The 14,312-nt window shown below is 70.6% G+C and carries 16 protein-coding genes; 7 read left to right on the top strand and 9 right to left on the bottom strand.

Annotated elements, in window-relative coordinates:
• Positions 1–45 precede the first annotated feature (45 nt).
• Together ACT1U9_RS28160 and ACT1U9_RS28155 are read left to right on the top strand one after the other, a co-directional pair.
• A complete protein-coding gene (locus ACT1U9_RS28160; RefSeq protein WP_444535419.1) occupies positions 46–1,527 on the top strand; it encodes an MFS transporter in 1,482 nt (493 codons plus the stop codon).
• A gap of 73 nt (positions 1,528–1,600) precedes the next feature.
• Positions 1,601–1,903 (top strand): DUF6332 family protein, encoded by a 303-nt coding sequence (locus ACT1U9_RS28155; RefSeq protein WP_444535418.1) that lies wholly within the window; start codon positions 1,601–1,603, stop codon positions 1,901–1,903.
• Here the strand turns inward: ACT1U9_RS28155 and ACT1U9_RS28150 are convergent.
• From ACT1U9_RS28150 to ACT1U9_RS28140, 3 genes are read right to left on the bottom strand one after another with little or no spacing between them, the layout of a single operon-like run.
• Complete coding sequence (locus tag ACT1U9_RS28150) at positions 1,864–2,529, bottom strand: response regulator (protein WP_444535417.1); 666 nt, start codon at positions 2,527–2,529, stop codon at positions 1,864–1,866. The genes ACT1U9_RS28155 and ACT1U9_RS28150 overlap by 40 nt on opposite strands.
• Entirely contained in the window at positions 2,526–3,806 is a 1,281-nt protein-coding gene (locus tag ACT1U9_RS28145) for a histidine kinase (RefSeq protein ID WP_444535416.1), read from the bottom strand. Before ACT1U9_RS28145 ends, ACT1U9_RS28150 begins: the two co-directional genes overlap by 4 nt.
• A gap of 59 nt (positions 3,807–3,865) precedes the next feature.
• Positions 3,866–4,567, bottom strand: coding sequence for a TetR/AcrR family transcriptional regulator (locus tag ACT1U9_RS28140; protein ID WP_444535415.1), 702 nt, complete (start codon positions 4,565–4,567; stop codon positions 3,866–3,868).
• Between the two features lie 189 nt (positions 4,568–4,756).
• Here ACT1U9_RS28140 and ACT1U9_RS28135 point away from each other — a divergent pair, with 189 nt between their 5' ends.
• Positions 4,757–5,224 carry a nitroreductase family deazaflavin-dependent oxidoreductase gene (locus ACT1U9_RS28135; RefSeq protein WP_444535414.1) on the top strand — a complete coding sequence of 156 codons (468 nt, stop codon included), beginning with the start codon at positions 4,757–4,759 and terminating at the stop codon, positions 5,222–5,224.
• Positions 5,225–5,278: 54 nt separating this feature from the next.
• On the opposite strand, the gene ACT1U9_RS28130 is transcribed toward ACT1U9_RS28135, so the two are convergent.
• The gene (locus ACT1U9_RS28130) at positions 5,279–6,511 is read right to left on the bottom strand and encodes a geranylgeranyl reductase family protein (RefSeq protein ID WP_444535413.1); all 1,233 of its coding nucleotides are present in this window, start codon (positions 6,509–6,511) and stop codon (positions 5,279–5,281) included.
• A gap of 171 nt (positions 6,512–6,682) precedes the next feature.
• On the opposite strand from ACT1U9_RS28130, the gene ACT1U9_RS28125 reads away from it, so the two are divergent.
• Both ACT1U9_RS28125 and ACT1U9_RS28120 read left to right on the top strand, forming a co-directional pair.
• Positions 6,683–8,047: a dipeptidase gene (locus ACT1U9_RS28125; RefSeq protein WP_444535412.1), complete on the top strand. Its 1,365-nt coding sequence runs from the start codon at positions 6,683–6,685 to the stop codon at positions 8,045–8,047.
• A gap of 111 nt (positions 8,048–8,158) precedes the next feature.
• The gene (locus tag ACT1U9_RS28120) at positions 8,159–8,839 is read left to right on the top strand and encodes an MBL fold metallo-hydrolase (RefSeq protein ID WP_444535411.1); all 681 of its coding nucleotides are present in this window, start codon (positions 8,159–8,161) and stop codon (positions 8,837–8,839) included.
• Between the two features lie 103 nt (positions 8,840–8,942).
• Here the strand turns inward: ACT1U9_RS28120 and ACT1U9_RS28115 are convergent, their stop codons facing one another.
• Positions 8,943–9,980 carry an NUDIX domain-containing protein gene (locus ACT1U9_RS28115; protein ID WP_444535410.1) on the bottom strand — a complete coding sequence of 346 codons (1,038 nt, stop codon included), beginning with the start codon at positions 9,978–9,980 and terminating at the stop codon, positions 8,943–8,945.
• Positions 9,981–10,220: 240 nt separating this feature from the next.
• On the opposite strand from ACT1U9_RS28115, the gene ACT1U9_RS28110 reads away from it, so the two are divergent.
• A complete protein-coding gene (locus ACT1U9_RS28110) occupies positions 10,221–10,397 on the top strand; it encodes a hypothetical protein (RefSeq protein ID WP_444535409.1) in 177 nt (58 codons plus the stop codon).
• Between the two features lie 37 nt (positions 10,398–10,434).
• On the opposite strand, the gene ACT1U9_RS28105 is transcribed toward ACT1U9_RS28110, so the two are convergent.
• Positions 10,435–10,809, bottom strand: coding sequence for a hypothetical protein (locus ACT1U9_RS28105; protein WP_444535408.1), 375 nt, complete (start codon positions 10,807–10,809; stop codon positions 10,435–10,437).
• A 34-nt stretch (positions 10,810–10,843) separates the two neighbouring features.
• Between ACT1U9_RS28105 and ACT1U9_RS28100 the strand changes: the two genes are divergently transcribed.
• On the top strand, positions 10,844–11,071 hold the full coding sequence (locus ACT1U9_RS28100) for an HAD family hydrolase (protein ID WP_444535407.1): 228 nt from the start codon (positions 10,844–10,846) through the stop codon (positions 11,069–11,071).
• 57 nt (positions 11,072–11,128) lie between these two features.
• Here ACT1U9_RS28100 and ACT1U9_RS28095 read toward each other — a convergent pair whose 3' ends face one another.
• Genes ACT1U9_RS28095 through ACT1U9_RS28085 form a run of 3 tightly spaced genes read right to left on the bottom strand, consistent with a single transcriptional unit; the run spans position 11,129 to position 14,311 of the window.
• On the bottom strand, positions 11,129–12,052 hold the full coding sequence (locus ACT1U9_RS28095; RefSeq protein ID WP_444535406.1) for a carbohydrate ABC transporter permease: 924 nt from the start codon (positions 12,050–12,052) through the stop codon (positions 11,129–11,131).
• Positions 12,049–12,963: a carbohydrate ABC transporter permease gene (locus ACT1U9_RS28090; RefSeq protein ID WP_444535405.1), complete on the bottom strand. Its 915-nt coding sequence runs from the start codon at positions 12,961–12,963 to the stop codon at positions 12,049–12,051. Before ACT1U9_RS28090 ends, ACT1U9_RS28095 begins: the two co-directional genes overlap by 4 nt.
• A gap of 55 nt (positions 12,964–13,018) precedes the next feature.
• Positions 13,019–14,311, bottom strand: coding sequence for an ABC transporter substrate-binding protein (locus tag ACT1U9_RS28085; RefSeq protein ID WP_444535404.1), 1,293 nt, complete (start codon positions 14,309–14,311; stop codon positions 13,019–13,021).
• Position 14,312 lies beyond the last annotated feature (1 nt).

Genomic DNA, 14,312 nt, shown 5'->3' with positions numbered 1-14,312 from the left:
TTAAATGCATTTGCATCTCATGCATATGCATGTACTGTCCTCCGCATGACCACTCCGCTCAACGCCCCGTCCACCCAAGAGCGTTGGAGTCCCCGACTGTGGGGAACCCTCCTGGTGCTCTGCGCCGCGATGTTCCTGGACGCCCTCGACGTCTCCATGGTCGGCGTCGCACTGCCCTCGATCGCCACCGATCTGCACCTCACCACCTCGACGCTCCAGTGGATCGTCAGCGGCTACATCCTGGGTTACGGCGGCCTGCTGCTGCTCGGCGGACGCGCCGCCGATCTGATGGGCCGCCGCCAGGTCTTCCTCATCGCGCTCGGCGTCTTCGCACTCGCCTCCCTACTCGGCGGACTCGTCGACTCCGGGCCGCTGCTTATCGCCAGCCGTTTCATCAAGGGCCTCAGCGCGGCGTTCACCGCGCCCGCCGGACTCTCGATCATCACCACCACGTTCAAGGAGGGCCCGCAGCGCAACCGCGCGCTCTCCATCTACACCACCTGCGCCGCCACCGGCTTCTCCATGGGTCTGGTCCTGTCCGGTCTGCTCACCGAGCTGAGCTGGCGCTGGACCATGCTGCTCCCCGCCCCGGTCGCGCTGATCGCCCTGTTCGCGGGCCTCAAGCTCATCCCGCGCAGCGGCCGCCCCGAGGGCAAGCGCCACTACGACGTACCGGGCGCCGTCACCGGCACCGGCTCGATGCTGCTCCTCGTCTACACCGTCGTCCAGGCACCCGAGGTCGGCTGGGCCTCCGCCCGTACGCTCCTGTCGTTCCTCGCCGTCGCCGTACTGCTGACCGTGTTCGTCCGCATCGAGCAGCGCACCGCGAGCCCGCTCATCCGGCTCGGCGTGCTCCGCTCCGGCGCCCAGGTGCGCACCCAGCTGGGCGCGGCCGCGTTCTTCGGCTCGTACGTCGGATTCCAGTTCATGGTCACCCAGTACATGCAGTCGGTCCTTGAGTGGACCGCGCTGCAGACCGCGCTCGCCTTCCTGCCCGCCGGTGTGCTCGTCGCGCTCTCCTCGGTGGGGATCGGCTCGATCGTGGACCGCTTCGGTACGCCGAGGATCCTCGCCGTCGGCTTCGCGTCGCTGGTCGTGGCGTACGCGCTGTTCCTGCGCATCAGCCTGACTCCGCAGTACGCGGCCGTCATCCTGCCGTCGATGCTGCTGCTCGGCGCGGCCTGCGCGCTCGTCTTCCCCTCGCTCAACATCCAGGCCACCACCGGCGTGGACGACAGCGAGCAGGGCATGGTCTCGGGGCTGCTCAACACCTCGATCCAGGTGGGCGGCGCGATCTTCCTGGCCGTGGTGACCGCCGTGATCACCGCGGGCCACAAGGGCGACTCGCCGCAGGCCATGCTGGACAGTTTCCGGCCGGGTCTGTGGGTCGTCACCGGCATCGCGTTCGCCGGACTCCTCATCACCCTGACCGGTCTGCGCACCCGGCCCGACCGCCCGACGCTGGTCGTCGCGGCCTCGGACGCGGTCGCGGCCCAGGAGCCCGCGAAGGTCGCCGTCCGCGACTGACGCGCCCACGGGGGGAGATGCGGCCGACGGGTGCTTCTTGCCCGTCGGCCGCATCTGTGCGGACACTTCTCCCATGGGGAATCGGAGCCGGGCCGACCGCGATGCCGTCACCGTCGAGATCGGCTACGCCGTGGTGACCGCCCTGTTGGGGGCGTTCCTCGCGTTCGGCGCCGTCGCCGGACCCGTCTTCACCTTCGAACTGCGCCATCCCGCCCGGGGGTTACTGCTCCTCGCGGGCACGGCCGCCGCCGTCCTCGTCTTCGTCAGCCGGACCGTACACGTGCTGTGGCGCTTCTCGTACGCGGGTGAGAACCGCCGGGGAGAGAGCCGCCCGAATCAGCCGAGCCAGCCCGGCCGGACCAGGCCCGACTCATAGGCGAGCACGACCAGTTGGGCCCGGTCGCGGGCGCCGAGCTTGACCATGGTGCGGCTCACATGGGTCTTGGCGGTGAGCGGGCTGACGACCAGGCGGCGCGCGATCTCGTCGTTGGACAGCCCCATTCCGACCAGCGCCATCACCTCGCGCTCCCGCTCGGTCAGATGGCTCAGACTTTCGGCCGTGGCCGGCTCCTTGGAGCGGGCCGCGAACTCGGCGATCAGCCGCCGGGTCACCCCCGGCGAGAGCAGCGCGTCCCCGCCCACCACCGCCCGTACCGCACGCAGCAGTTCCTCCGGCTCGGTGTCCTTGACCAGGAACCCGGAGGCACCGGCCCGGATCGCCTCGAAGACGTACTCGTCGAGCTCGAACGTGGTGAGCATGACCACCTTCACCGCCGCGAGCTCCTCGTCGCCGGTGATGAGGCGGGTGGCGGCGAGCCCGTCGAGCCGGGGCATCCGGATGTCCATCAGCACGACGTCGGGCCGCAGTTCGCGCACCCGGCCCACCGCCTCCTCGCCGTCGGCGGCCTCGCCCGCCACCTCGATGTCCGGCTGGGCATCCAGCAGCGCCCGGAACCCGGCCCGGACCAGCGACTGGTCGTCGGCGAGCAGTACGCGGATCACGGTGTCTCCCTGGGTGCGGTGCGGGTGAGCGGGAGCCGGGCGACCACCCGGAAGCCGCCGTCCGGGCGCGGGCCCGCCTCGATGGTGCCCCCGAGCGCGGCGGCCCGCTCGCGCATGCCGATCAGCCCGTTCCCGCTGCCGCCCGCGTCGCCCGGCGTTGCGGGTCCGTCGTCGTCGACGCGCAGTTCGAGCGCGCCCGGCGTGTATCCGACCAGGACCCGGGCGGTACGGGAGCCGGAGTGGCGCACCACATTGGTCAGCGCCTCCTGGACGATACGGAACGCGGCCAGATCGGCGCCCGGCGGCAGGTTCTTGCGTACGCCGGTGGTCTCGGTCTCGACGGTGAGCCCGGCGGCCGCGGCCTGTTCGACGAGTTCGGGCAAGCGGTCCAGGCCGGGCGCGGGCGAGCGGGGGGCGTCGCCCGGGGTGCGCAGGGTATCCAGGACCTGGCGGACCTCGCCGAGCGCCTCCTTGCTGGCCGACTTGATGGTGGTCAGCGCGGTGCGCGCCTGCTCCGGGTCGGAGTCGAGCAGCGCGAGGCCCACGCCCGCCTGGACGTTGATGACCGAGATGCTGTGCGCGAGCACATCGTGCAGCTCCTGGGCGATCCGCAGCCGCTCCTCGTCGGCGCGCCGCCGGTTCGCGGCCGCCCGCTCGGCCCCCGCCCTGGCCCACTGCTCACGTCGTACGCGCATGAGCTCGGCGACCGCCAGGACCGCCAACACCCAGGCGGTGACGACGAGTTCCTGCCCCCAGGGCGCGGCCCGGTCGCCCTGCGGGGGCAGCCAGCGGTAGAGCCAGTGGGCGACGAGGAGATGGCCGAGCCAGAGCATCCCGACCGCCGCCCAGGCGGCCCGGCGCTGCCCGGCGACGATCGCCGCGAAGCAGCCGACGGCCACCGCGATCAGGATCGGCCCGTACGGGTAACCGGCGCCCAGATAGAGCATGGTGGCGCCCGCCGTGCCGAAGACGGCGAGCACGGGGTGGCGGCGGCGCAGCAGGAGCACCGCGCAGGCCGCGACGATGAGCAGCCGCGCGAAGAGGTCGAGCGCGGCGCGGTCGGGCTGGTCGTGCGCGGCGAAGCCGGAGCCTCCCAGGACGAACAAGGTCAGCAGGACGGTCGACACCCACGGCAGCCGGGAGCGCCCATCGGCCCCCACTCCACCACCCGGGCCCCAGGCCCGCGCGCCCCCGAACCGCGCCCAGGGCGGCACCGCCTCCCGGGGCCGGGCCGGGGCACCGCAGCGGGCGGGGCGCGGTGGCTGCTGCTGTTCCATACCGGCCACGCTAGCCCCGGGCGGCGGGCGCGGGCGTCAGCCCGGCGTGGTGATCACGGCTACTCCCCGGGGAGTACCAAGCCGACCGTGGCCGCGAGCCCGGCGGCCGCGTGCGCGAAGAACGCGTCCCGCTCCTCGACGATCCGGTGGAACTGGCCGAACAGCTCGAACGAGATCAGCCCGAACAGCTGCGACCAGGCCGCCACCAGCGCGACGGCGATGGCCGGGGGCAGCTCGGGGGCGAACTCCTCGGCCATCCGCTCCGCCTCCGCCCGCAGCTCGGGCGCGAGCCGGGGCACGGCGACGCCCCGGCCCCGGTGGGCGTCGCTCACGATCGAGATCAGCACGAACCCGACCCGGCCGGCGGGGGCGATCGTGGTCTGGGGGGCGGTGTAGCCGGGGACGGGCGAGCCGTAGATCAGCGCGTACTCATAGGGGTGGGCGAGCGCCCAGCCACGCACGGCCCGGCAGACGGCGACCCAGCGCTGAGCGGGCGACTCCTCGGGATCCGCTTTGGCGAGGGCGCGCTCGGCTGCTTCACCCACCGCGTCGTAGGCGTCGACGATGAGCGCGGTCAGCAGGTCGTCGCGGCTGGGGAAGTAGCGGTAGAGGGCGGAGGACACCATGCCGAGCTCGCGGGCGACGGCGCGCAGCGAGAGCTTCGCCGCGCCCTCGGCGGCGAGCTGTTTTCTCGCCTCGTCCTTGATCGCGGCGGTGATCTCGGTACGTGCGCGGGCTCGGGCGCCCTTGACGGTGCTCATGGGGGCATTCTGCCATCGGCGAGAGCGGTGCCCAAGAACGAGAGCATTGATCCGGCCAGAGACTCCCGCACAAATTCGAGAGCACTGCTCTTGCTTTGGATCACCGATCCCGTGCACACTGCTCTCAAGCGAGAGCACCGCTCTCGAAATGCCGAGAGAGCACCGCTCTCCAAACCTCAGGGGTTCCCCATGTCGTCGCAGCCGATGCCGTCGCAGCCGTACTACCTCAAGGGCAGCAGCTTCACCGTCCGGATGAACAGCGCCATCGGCTGGCTCGCCCGCCACGGCCTCAGCCTGGCCGGCACCGCCGAGCTCTCCGTACGCGGCCGCAAGAGCGGCAAGATGCAGCGCGTGCCGGTCAACCCGCACACGTACGAGGGCGCGCAGTACCTCATCTCGGCGCGCGGGCACTCGCAGTGGGTGCGCAACATGCGGGCGGCGGGCGGCGGCGAGCTGCGGGTGGGCCGCAAGGTCCGCGCCTTCACGGCCGTGGAGATGTCGGACAGCGAGAAGACCGCCGTCCTGCGCACCTACCTGGAGCGCTGGGGGTGGGAGGTGAACCAGTACTTCCAGGGCGTCACCGCGAAGTCGAGCGACGACGAACTGCTCGCCGCCGCGCCCGACCACCCGGTCTTCCGCATCACCGTCGACGCCTGAACGGGGCCCGGCCTCCCGGGCCCGGGCCCGCGTCCGGCCTTCCTACGAGGCCCGCTACGAGCTGCGGCGGTCCACCGCGTCCAGCACACGCCGCGCCATCGGATGCGTACGCACCAGACCTGCCAGCGTCGTCGATCCCCGGGTGATGTCGGCGAAGGCCTTCCACGCCGGGCGGAAGCCGGTGATCGCGGCGTGCATCATCGCCGGGCGCTTCTCGAAGAGCGTCAGCATCCGGCGGCCCACGCCCATCTCCACGCCGAGGCCCGCCTTGATGGCGAAGGCGTAGTTCAGCGCCTGGCGCCGGGCGTCCACCGCGTCCTGCGACTCCGCGATGCGCACCGCCCACTCGCCCGCGAGCCGCCCCGAGCGCAGCGCGAACGAGATGCCCTCGCGGGTCCACGGCTCCAGCAGCCCCGCCGCGTCCCCGCACACCAGCACCCGGCCGCGCGAGAGCGGCGAGTCGTCGCTGCGGCACCGGGTCAGATGCCCGGACGAGACGGCGGGCTCGAATCCGGCCAGGCCGAGCCGGGCGATGAAGTCCTCCAGATACCGCTTGGTCCCGGCGCCCTCGCCGCGCGCGGAGATCACGCCGACCGTGAGCGTGTCGCCCTTGGGGAAGACCCAGCCGTAACTCCCGGGAATCGGGCCCCAGTCGATGAGCACCCGGCCCGCCCAGTCCTCGGCGACCGTCGCGGGCACCGGGATCTCGGCCTCCAGGCCCAGGTCGACCTGGTCGAGCTTGACGCCGACATGGGCCCCTATCCGGCTGGCGCTGCCGTCCGCGCCGACGACCGCGCGCGCGAGGACGGTCTCGCCGCCGGCCAGCACCACCGCGACCGTGCGCCGGTCGGGGACGGCCGAGCCGTGCTGCTCGACCCGCTGGACGGTGACCTGGGTGCGCAGCTCGGCACCCGCCTTCTGGGCCGCCTCGACCAGTCCGGCGTCGAACTCCGGCCGGTTGATGAGCCCGAAGAGCATCTGCTTGGAGCGGCGCGTACGCGTGAGGCGGCCGTTCAGCGAGAACGTGACCGCGTGCACCCGCTCCTTGAGGGGCAGTTCGAACCCGGGCGGCAGCGCGTCCCGCGAGGGTCCGATGATGCCGCCGCCGCAGGTCTTGTAGCGGGGCAGCTCGGCCTTCTCCAGGAGGAGCACCCGACGGCCCGCGACGGCCGCCGCGTAGGCCGCCGAGGCGCCCGCGGGCCCGGCGCCGACCACGACGACATCCCATACGGGCGCCGTCCCCGGCTCGCCGTGCTGCGTCCCGGCATCTGCGTTCTCGCTGCTCACGATGTGCTTCTGCTCCCGATCCGACCCGTGGCCAAGCTGATGACCGCATCCTACGGCGCGGTAGGTCCCGCTCGACCGTGTGGGAGGATCGGCCATACCTTCGTAGTACATACACGTGCGCGTACATACGCGTTCACGTACCTCAACGTCGCACCCACGAGGAGCGTGCCCATGACCGCGAATCCGATCGCCGAGACCGTCGCCTCTCTCATGCCCCGCGCACAGGCGGAGCTCACGGAACTGGTGGCGTTCCATTCGGTGGCGGACGAGGCAGTGGCGCCCAGGAGCGAGTGCGAGGCGGCCGCCGCCTGGGTCGCCGGGGCGCTGCGCGCAGAGGGCTTCCAGGACGTGGCCCTGCTCGACACCCCTGACGGGTCCCAGTCGGTGTACGGCTTCCTGCCCGGCCCGGCCGACGCGCCGACCGTTCTGCTGTACGCGCACTACGACGTACAGCCGATGCTGGACGAGTCCGCCTGGCTGAGCCCGCCGTTCGAGCTGACCGAGCGCGACGGCCGCTGGTACGGGCGCGGCGCCGCGGACTGCAAGGGCGGCTTCATCATGCACCTGCTGGCGCTGCGCGCGCTGAAGGCCAACGGCGGCGTCCCGGTCTCGGTGAAGGTCATCGTCGAGGGCTCGGAGGAGCAGGGCACGGGCGGTCTGGAGCGGTACGCCGAGGAGCACCCCGACCTGCTCACCGCCGACGCCATCGTCATCGGCGACACCGGCAACTTCCGCGTCGGCCTGCCCACGGTCACCGCGACCCTGCGCGGTATGACGATGATCCGGGTCAGCATCGAGACGCTCGAAGGCAACCTGCACTCGGGCCAGTTCGGCGGCGCGGCGCCCGACGCGCTGGCCGCGCTGATCCGCGTACTGGACTCGCTGCGGGACGAGAACGGGCAGACGGTCGTCGACGGCCTCGCCGCCGACTCGGCGTGGGACGGACTCCAGTACCCGGAGGCCGAGTTCCGCAAGGACGCCAAGGTCCTCGACGGGGTGGAGCTGCCCGGCACCGGCACGGTCGCCGACCGTATCTGGGCGCGTCCGGCCGTCACGGTGGTCGGCATCGACTGCCACCCGGTGGCGGGCGCGACCCCGTCCATCCCGGCGAGCGCGCGGGCGCAGATCAGCCTGCGGGTGCCGCCGGGCGTGGACGCGACCGAGGCCACCAAGCTGCTGTACGCACACATCGAGAAGAACGTGCCGTGGAACGCGCGGGTCTCCTTCGAGCAGGTCGGCCAGGGCCAGGCGTTCCGCGCGGACATCACCAGCCCGGCGTACACCTCGATGGCCGAGGCCATGCGGATCGCCTACCCGGGCGAGGAGATGCAGTCCTCCGGCATGGGCGGCTCGATCCCGCTCTGCAACACCCTCGCCGCGCTCTACCCGCAGGCCGAGATCCTGCTGATCGGGCTGAGCGAGCCGGAGGCGCAGATCCACGCGGTGAACGAGAGCGTGTCGCCGCAGGAGCTGGAGCGCCTTTCGGTCGCCGAGGCGCACTTCCTGGTCAACTACGCGCACTCGAAGCAGTCCTGACGGTTGGTCATGAATCCGCCCGGAGCGTGACGACCCCGCTCACGCTCTGGGCGGAATCGCGCAGAGCGTAGATCCACGCCGGGTGCGACGGGCGCGACGTACGTTCGCCGCATGGATCTCGTACGAGTGACGTCGCATCTGCACATGTTCCGCTTCCCGACCGGCCAGGCGTATCTGTGGCAGGACGGGGACGAGTTGACGCTGGTGGACGCGGGTGACGTGAATGCCGCCGCGCCCATCGAGGAGGCGATTGGCGGCCTCGGGCTCGACCCGGCCGCGATCCGCCGGATCGTGATCACGCACGGCCACAACGACCATTACGGGGCGGCCGGCGAGCTGGCCGAGCGGTACGGGGCCGAGGTGATCGCCCATCGGCTGGACGCGCCGGTGATCCGGGGCGAGCGGCCGAGGGCGGACCCGGTTCTGCTGGACTGGGAACTTCCGCTGTGGGAACACGCGTTGACGGTGCCGGAGGCACCGTCGACCAGGATCGACCGCGAGGTCGAGGACGGGGATGTGCTCGACTTCGGCGGCGGCGCGGTCGTGGTCCACTCCCCCGGCCACACCGACGGCTCGATCGGCATCCATCTCCCGCGCCACGGCGTGCTGTTCACGGGCGACTGCGTGGCCGGGGTGGGCCAGGTGATGCTGGGCGTCTTCAACGTGGACCGGGCCCAGGCCCAGACCTCGTTCCGGCGCCTCGCCGCCCTCGCCCCATCCGTGGCGTGCTTCGGTCACGGGGACCCGCTGACGACGGACACGGCGAAGGTACTGACGGAGGCGTCTGCCTGACCGGGCGCGCGGGTGCCGGCGGAGGAGTCCCGGGGCGACCGCCTGACGCGGGGCGCGCGGGTCCGCCTAACCGAGGCCCGCCCCCACCCGACGCCTTCCCGCCTCACCCCACCGGCACCCCCGCCTCCAGGTTGAACACCGTCGACTTCTCGCGGGCCCGCAGCGCCCAGCGGAGCCGTTCGTAGCGGGCGGGCGGCAGCAGATCGGCGGCCTCCTCCTCGCCGACGAACCGCCAGCCGCGCAGCTCCGGGCCCGGCAGTTGCACTTGCCCGGCGTCGGCGTGGTCGAGCCGTCCCCCGTCGAAGAGCATCCGAAGACCGCCGTATCTGGGCGGCGTCGGCGGCTCCCAGTCGACGACGAGGAGGCGCGGCACCCGGTCGAGCCGTATGCCGATCTCCTCCTCGACCTCGCGCATGCCCGCGCGGGCGGGCGCCTCGCCGCGTTCGACGACGCCCCCGGGGAACTCCCAGCCCGGCTTGTACGTCGGGTCCACCAGGAGCACCCGGTCGCTCTCGTCGAAGAGCAGCACCCCGGCGGCGAGGGTCTCGGCCGTGGGTTCCGGCGTCTGGACGATCTCGCATTCGCGGGCCGCTCCGCTGCGTACGGCCTCGGCGATGAGCTCGGCGGTGCGGCGCGGGGTGAGGGCGCCGTTGTCGACGACGTGGGCGTCCTCGGTGAGCCAGCCGAGGGCCGCGCGATAGGGCGCGATGTGCTCGTACGCCCACTGGCGGCAGCGCTCGCTGGCTTCAGGGTCGTCGGGCACTTCGACACGGGCGGCGATCCGGTTGCGCAGGATCGTTTCCTCAAGCGTAAGAAGCACATGCCGTACGGATATACGGCGGGAGGCGAGCCCGCCGAAGATCTCATCGCGGTACTCCTGCCGCAGCAGCGACATGGGCACCACGAGGACCCCGCCGACCTCGGCGAGCAGCGCGGCCGCGCCGTCGACCACGAGGCGGCGCCAGATCGGCAGGTCCTGGTAGTCGCTGACCTCGGCGAGTCGTTTCTGCGGCAGCAGATGCCGCAGCGCGCCGCCGATCACCTCGGGGTCGTACAAGGTGCTGTTCGGGATCAGGTCGACCAGTTCGCGCGCGGTGCTGGTCTTGCCCGCGCCGAACGCACCGTTGATCCAGACGATCACGGTTCCCCCTCTTCCGTAGCCCCCAGTGGATTGCCCGCAACAGAGTGCCACGGAAACCCCCGGGGGGAACCGGGCGCCCTGATCTTGCCCACAACTGTGGCGATGCCGTTGCACGTTGAACGCGCCGTTCCGGCCGCGCGGCGCGTCCTTCTTGGTGGAGCACCGGCCACGGGGGGCCGTAACGCAGGCGGTGGGGACATCGTTGTGCGAGTGCCGGAAGAGATCGAGGGGGTGCGACGAATGCGTCGTACAGTGCTGGAACGCTTTCCCGCCGGCGGCCCGCGCGGCAGCTGGCCCGCCGAGGAGTTCGCCCGGGACCGCCGTGACGAGGGCGTCGCGGCGGAGGTCGTGATGGACCTGGAGTCGGACGCGTTCCTGGTCGTGGTGCGCCAGTACGTACCGGAGGCGGTGGGCTGAGCCACGCGCCCGACTACCGGCAGGGCATCGAGGGGCATCAGGCGAGTCGCGGTGTTACCTCCGCCGCGCCCCACTCCATGGCCTTCTCGACACGCTCGGCCGCGACAGGCAGCCACAGGGTGCAGTCGGTGAGTCCTGCCTCGGCAAGGCGACCAAGGTCGTCGACGACGCTCGCTGCGGTGGGCTCAGCTCCACCGAGCGGCCGCCCGGGTGGCGGAACCACAGCGGGAACGCCGGGCGGAGTGAGGAACACAGCCGAAGCGAGCGTCAGGCGGTCCGCGTCTTCGGTGCCGCCGAGGTCACGCAGGCGGTCGCGGACACCGGTGACCTCCGCGGCGCCGACACCGCTGCCGTACCAGCCGTCGCCGAACCGCAGCGCACGGCGCAACGCGGCGTCGCTCCGTTCGGGCACGCAATACGAGGAGGCCGACGAGCGCGCCGACCTGGTGCGGCTGGCCCTGGAACGGGCCGAGGTGCAGGCTGCCGACGCGGTCCTCATCGGCGACACACCTGCGCACGTGGCAGGGGCTCACGCACACGGCGTACGGGCCGTGGCCGTCGCCACCGGCAGGAGCAGTGAGCGGGAACTGCGCGAGGCCGGGGCGGACTTGGTGCTGCCCGATCTCTGCGACACCGAGGCGGTGGTGGCCGCAGTGCACGGCTGGGCTGGCTGACCGGGCGGTTCGATGCCCCGCCCGAGCCACCTGACTCCAAGTCCCCGCAGCCCAGCACTACCCCTTACTGGACCCCAACGTAAGCCCCGCAATGAAGTGCCGCTGCAGCAGCAAGAACACCACCAGCGTCGGCAGCGCCACAATCACCGACCCCGCCGCCAGCAAGTTGTAGTCCGTGAAGAACTGGCCCCGCAGGTTGTTCAGGGCCGAGGTGATGGGGAGTTTGTCGCCGTCCGACATGAAGACCAGGGCCCACAGGAAGTCGTTGTACATCCAGGTGAACTGGAGCGTGGCCAGGGCTGCCAGGGCCGGGCGGCACAGGGGGAGGGTGATGCGCCAGTACTGGGTCCAGACGCCCGCGCCGTCGACGATCGCCGCCTCCAGGATCTCCTGCGGCAGCGTCCGCATGAAATTGGCCAGGACGAAGACGCAGAAGCCGATCTGGAAGCCGATGTGGACGACGATGACGGCCCAGTACGAGTCGAACATCGTCATCGAGTCGGACATCCAGTACGGCAGCGGGATGCGGTTGAACAGTACGTACAGCGGGGTCACGATGACCTGTTGGGGCAGCAGGTTGCCCGCCGTGAACAGCATCAGGAGCACGATGCCGCCGCGCAGCTTCAGGCGGGAGACCGCGAACGCCACGAACGACGCCAGGAACAGCGTCACCAGCACACCCGGCACCGCGATGATCAGTGTGTTGACGAAGTACTTCGTCATGCCGGAGTCGGTGAATGCCTGTTTGTAGTACGTGAACGACAGGTGTTTGGGGAGGGAGAAGTAGCCGTCCTTCGATGTTTCGTCGTATGGGCGCAGCGACGCGTACACCGCCAGCAGCAGCGGCGCCAGGAACGCCAGCGAGACCGTCATCAGGAACGCGTGCACGCCCAGGCGGCCGGGGCGGACGCGGCGGCGCCGGGACGGGGGCGGCACCGGCGGGGCGGTGGCGGGGGCCACGGGTGCGGTGTCCACGGTCATCTGCTCTTCTCCCCTCGGATCTCCTGGACCAGGTACGTCACGACGAACCCGAGGGAGACGGTCAGCAGCACGACGGCGATCGCGGAGCCGAAGCCGATGCGGCTGGCCTCGCCGATGATGTTGTCGGTCACGAGCACGGACAGCACTTCGAGGCCGTTGCGGCCGTGGTTGACCGCGTACACGATGTCGAAGGCGCGCAGCGACTCGATGACGGTGATCACGCCGACGATCACATTGACCGGGCGCAGGGTCGGTAGTACCACCCTGAAGAACGTCTGCGCCTCGCTCGCCCCGTCGATCGCCGCTGCCTCTTTGAGCGTGGGGTCCACCGCCTTCAGGCCCGCCAAGTACAGGATCATGACGTAACCCGTGTGCCGCCAGGCCGCCGCCAGCAGGATCATCCAGATGTTGAGGTGCGGATCGCCCAGCCAGTCGGTCGGGTTCTGCTTGTCGCCGATCATCGCGTTCAACGCGCCCTGGTCGCGCGAGAAGACGAGTTGCGCGATGAAGCCGACGACGGCGAGCGACAGGACGACCGGCATGTAGAGCGTCGACTGGTAGAAGCGGCTGAAGCGGACGCCCCGGTCGATCAGTACGGCGAGCAGCAGCCCGAACGGGACGGCGACCAGGCCGAGGAAGGCCAGCCACAGCAGGTTGTGGCGGACCGCCGGCCAGAACGGCGGGTAGTTGGTGAAGATGTTCGTGTAGTTCTGCGTGCCGACCCATTTGATGTCGCCGATCCCGTCCCAGCTGGTGAAGGAGAGGACGACGGACGCGAGGGTCGGGCCCCACACGATGGCGAGGTCGAGCAGGACGGGTATGCCGAGCAGCACGCCGAGGACGACGAGGTCACGGGCGGTGAACCGCCGCGGCCCTCGTCGTCCGGCGCGCCGTGCGGAGATGAGCGACACGGCTGAGTACTCCAAGTCGGGGCAGGGACAGGCCAGTTGACGCACACCCGGCGTATCAGTCCGCGGCGAAGATCGTCTTTCGCTGCCGCTCGATGTCGTTGACCAGCCCGTCCACGTCGTTCGGGTTGCCGATGAACCGCTGGAGTGCCGGGATCATCACGGTGGAGGAGAAGTCCGGCCGGGTGTCGCGGTCCATGAACTGCGAGATCTGCTTGGCGCCGGAGATCAGCCCGACGGACTTCTTCTGGAGCGCGCTGTACTTGGTCGTGTCCGCCCCTCTGTTGACCGCGATGTTGTTGGGGTCACTGGCGAGGTAGGTGTCCTCGGCCTTCGGGGTGGCGAGCCACTTCAGGAGGTCCTTGGCGCTCTCCATGCTCTTGGCGTTCTTCAGGCTCTTCGCGTTCTTGGCGAGCAGGAACCCGTCGATGGGCGCCTCGACCGCGTCCTGGCCGTGCTCCGGGTTGATGACGGGGAACGGAAAGAAGTCGACGTCGTCCTGCTCGGACACCGGAAACTGCTGCCCCACGTGCGGCAGTCCGAAGACCGCCATGCCCGTCTCCTTCTTCTGCAGGCTCTGCGCGGCCTCCTGCCAGGTGCGGCCGTTGGCGCCCTTCTGGCAGTACGGAAGGATTCTGCGCCAGGTGTCGAAGACGTCCTTGACCCGCTTGTCCGTCCACGACTCCTTGCCCGCCATCAGATCGCGGTGGAAGTCGTAACCGTTGCTGCGCATGTTGATGTAGTCGAAGGTGCCCATGACGGGCCAGCCGTCCTTGTCGCAGAACGCGATCGGTACGAGCTTGTCCTTCTGCATCTGCTTGGCGAGCGCGACGTAGTCGTCGAGCGTCTTGGGCGCCTGGTAACCGTGTTGCTGGAAGACGCTTTTGCGGTGGAACACAGCCCATGGGTAGTAGTAGTACGGCGTGAGGTACTGCTTGCCGTCCTCACCCGTCGACTGCGCCTTCAGCGCCGGGGAGAAGCCCTGGAAGCCCTGCCACAGGTCGCTGATGTCGTGCAGCAGCCCCTTCTTGGCGAAGAACTGCATACGGTTCCCGGCGAACCACATGAAGACCTCGTCGGGCTTGCCCTGGAGATAGCGGTTGATGTTCTCCTGGAAGGTGTTGTGGTCCACGGTGTTGACCTTCACCGTGCGGCCTTCCTTGGACTGCTGCTCGTACGCCTTGAAGGCGTCCGCGAAGGCCTTCTTCGGCACCGCGTCCGAGGAGTTGGAGCCCATCCGGATCGTCTTGCTGTCACCGCCGGGTCCGCTGGAGCAGGCGGCGAGCAGCGAGGGGAGCGTGACCGCCCCGGCGCCGATCGCCGCACCGCGCAGGAGACTTCGCCGTGACATC

The sequence above is a fragment of the Streptomyces sp. BR1 genome (assembly GCF_052373795.1).
Lineage (GTDB): Bacteria > Actinomycetota > Actinomycetes > Streptomycetales > Streptomycetaceae > Streptomyces.
Note: the sequence above shows the minus strand (reverse complement) of the source record. Positions and strands in the feature narration are given on the sequence as shown.

Coding starts and splice junctions, on each gene's coding strand:
- ACT1U9_RS28110 (WP_444535409.1), top strand. CDS start 10,221: ATGCGTCGTACAGTGCTGGAACGCTTTCCCGCCGGCGGCCCGCGCGGC.
- ACT1U9_RS28120 (WP_444535411.1), top strand. CDS start 8,159: ATGGATCTCGTACGAGTGACGTCGCATCTGCACATGTTCCGCTTCCCG.
- ACT1U9_RS28160 (WP_444535419.1), top strand. CDS start 46: ATGACCACTCCGCTCAACGCCCCGTCCACCCAAGAGCGTTGGAGTCCC.
- ACT1U9_RS28125 (WP_444535412.1), top strand. CDS start 6,683: ATGACCGCGAATCCGATCGCCGAGACCGTCGCCTCTCTCATGCCCCGC.
- ACT1U9_RS28155 (WP_444535418.1), top strand. CDS start 1,601: ATGGGGAATCGGAGCCGGGCCGACCGCGATGCCGTCACCGTCGAGATC.
- ACT1U9_RS28145 (WP_444535416.1), bottom strand. CDS start 3,806: ATGGAACAGCAGCAGCCACCGCGCCCCGCCCGCTGCGGTGCCCCGGCC.
- ACT1U9_RS28140 (WP_444535415.1), bottom strand. CDS start 4,567: ATGAGCACCGTCAAGGGCGCCCGAGCCCGCGCACGTACCGAGATCACC.
- ACT1U9_RS28085 (WP_444535404.1), bottom strand. CDS start 14,311: ATGTCACGGCGAAGTCTCCTGCGCGGTGCGGCGATCGGCGCCGGGGCG.
- ACT1U9_RS28095 (WP_444535406.1), bottom strand. CDS start 12,052: ATGACCGTGGACACCGCACCCGTGGCCCCCGCCACCGCCCCGCCGGTG.
- ACT1U9_RS28135 (WP_444535414.1), top strand. CDS start 4,757: ATGTCGTCGCAGCCGATGCCGTCGCAGCCGTACTACCTCAAGGGCAGC.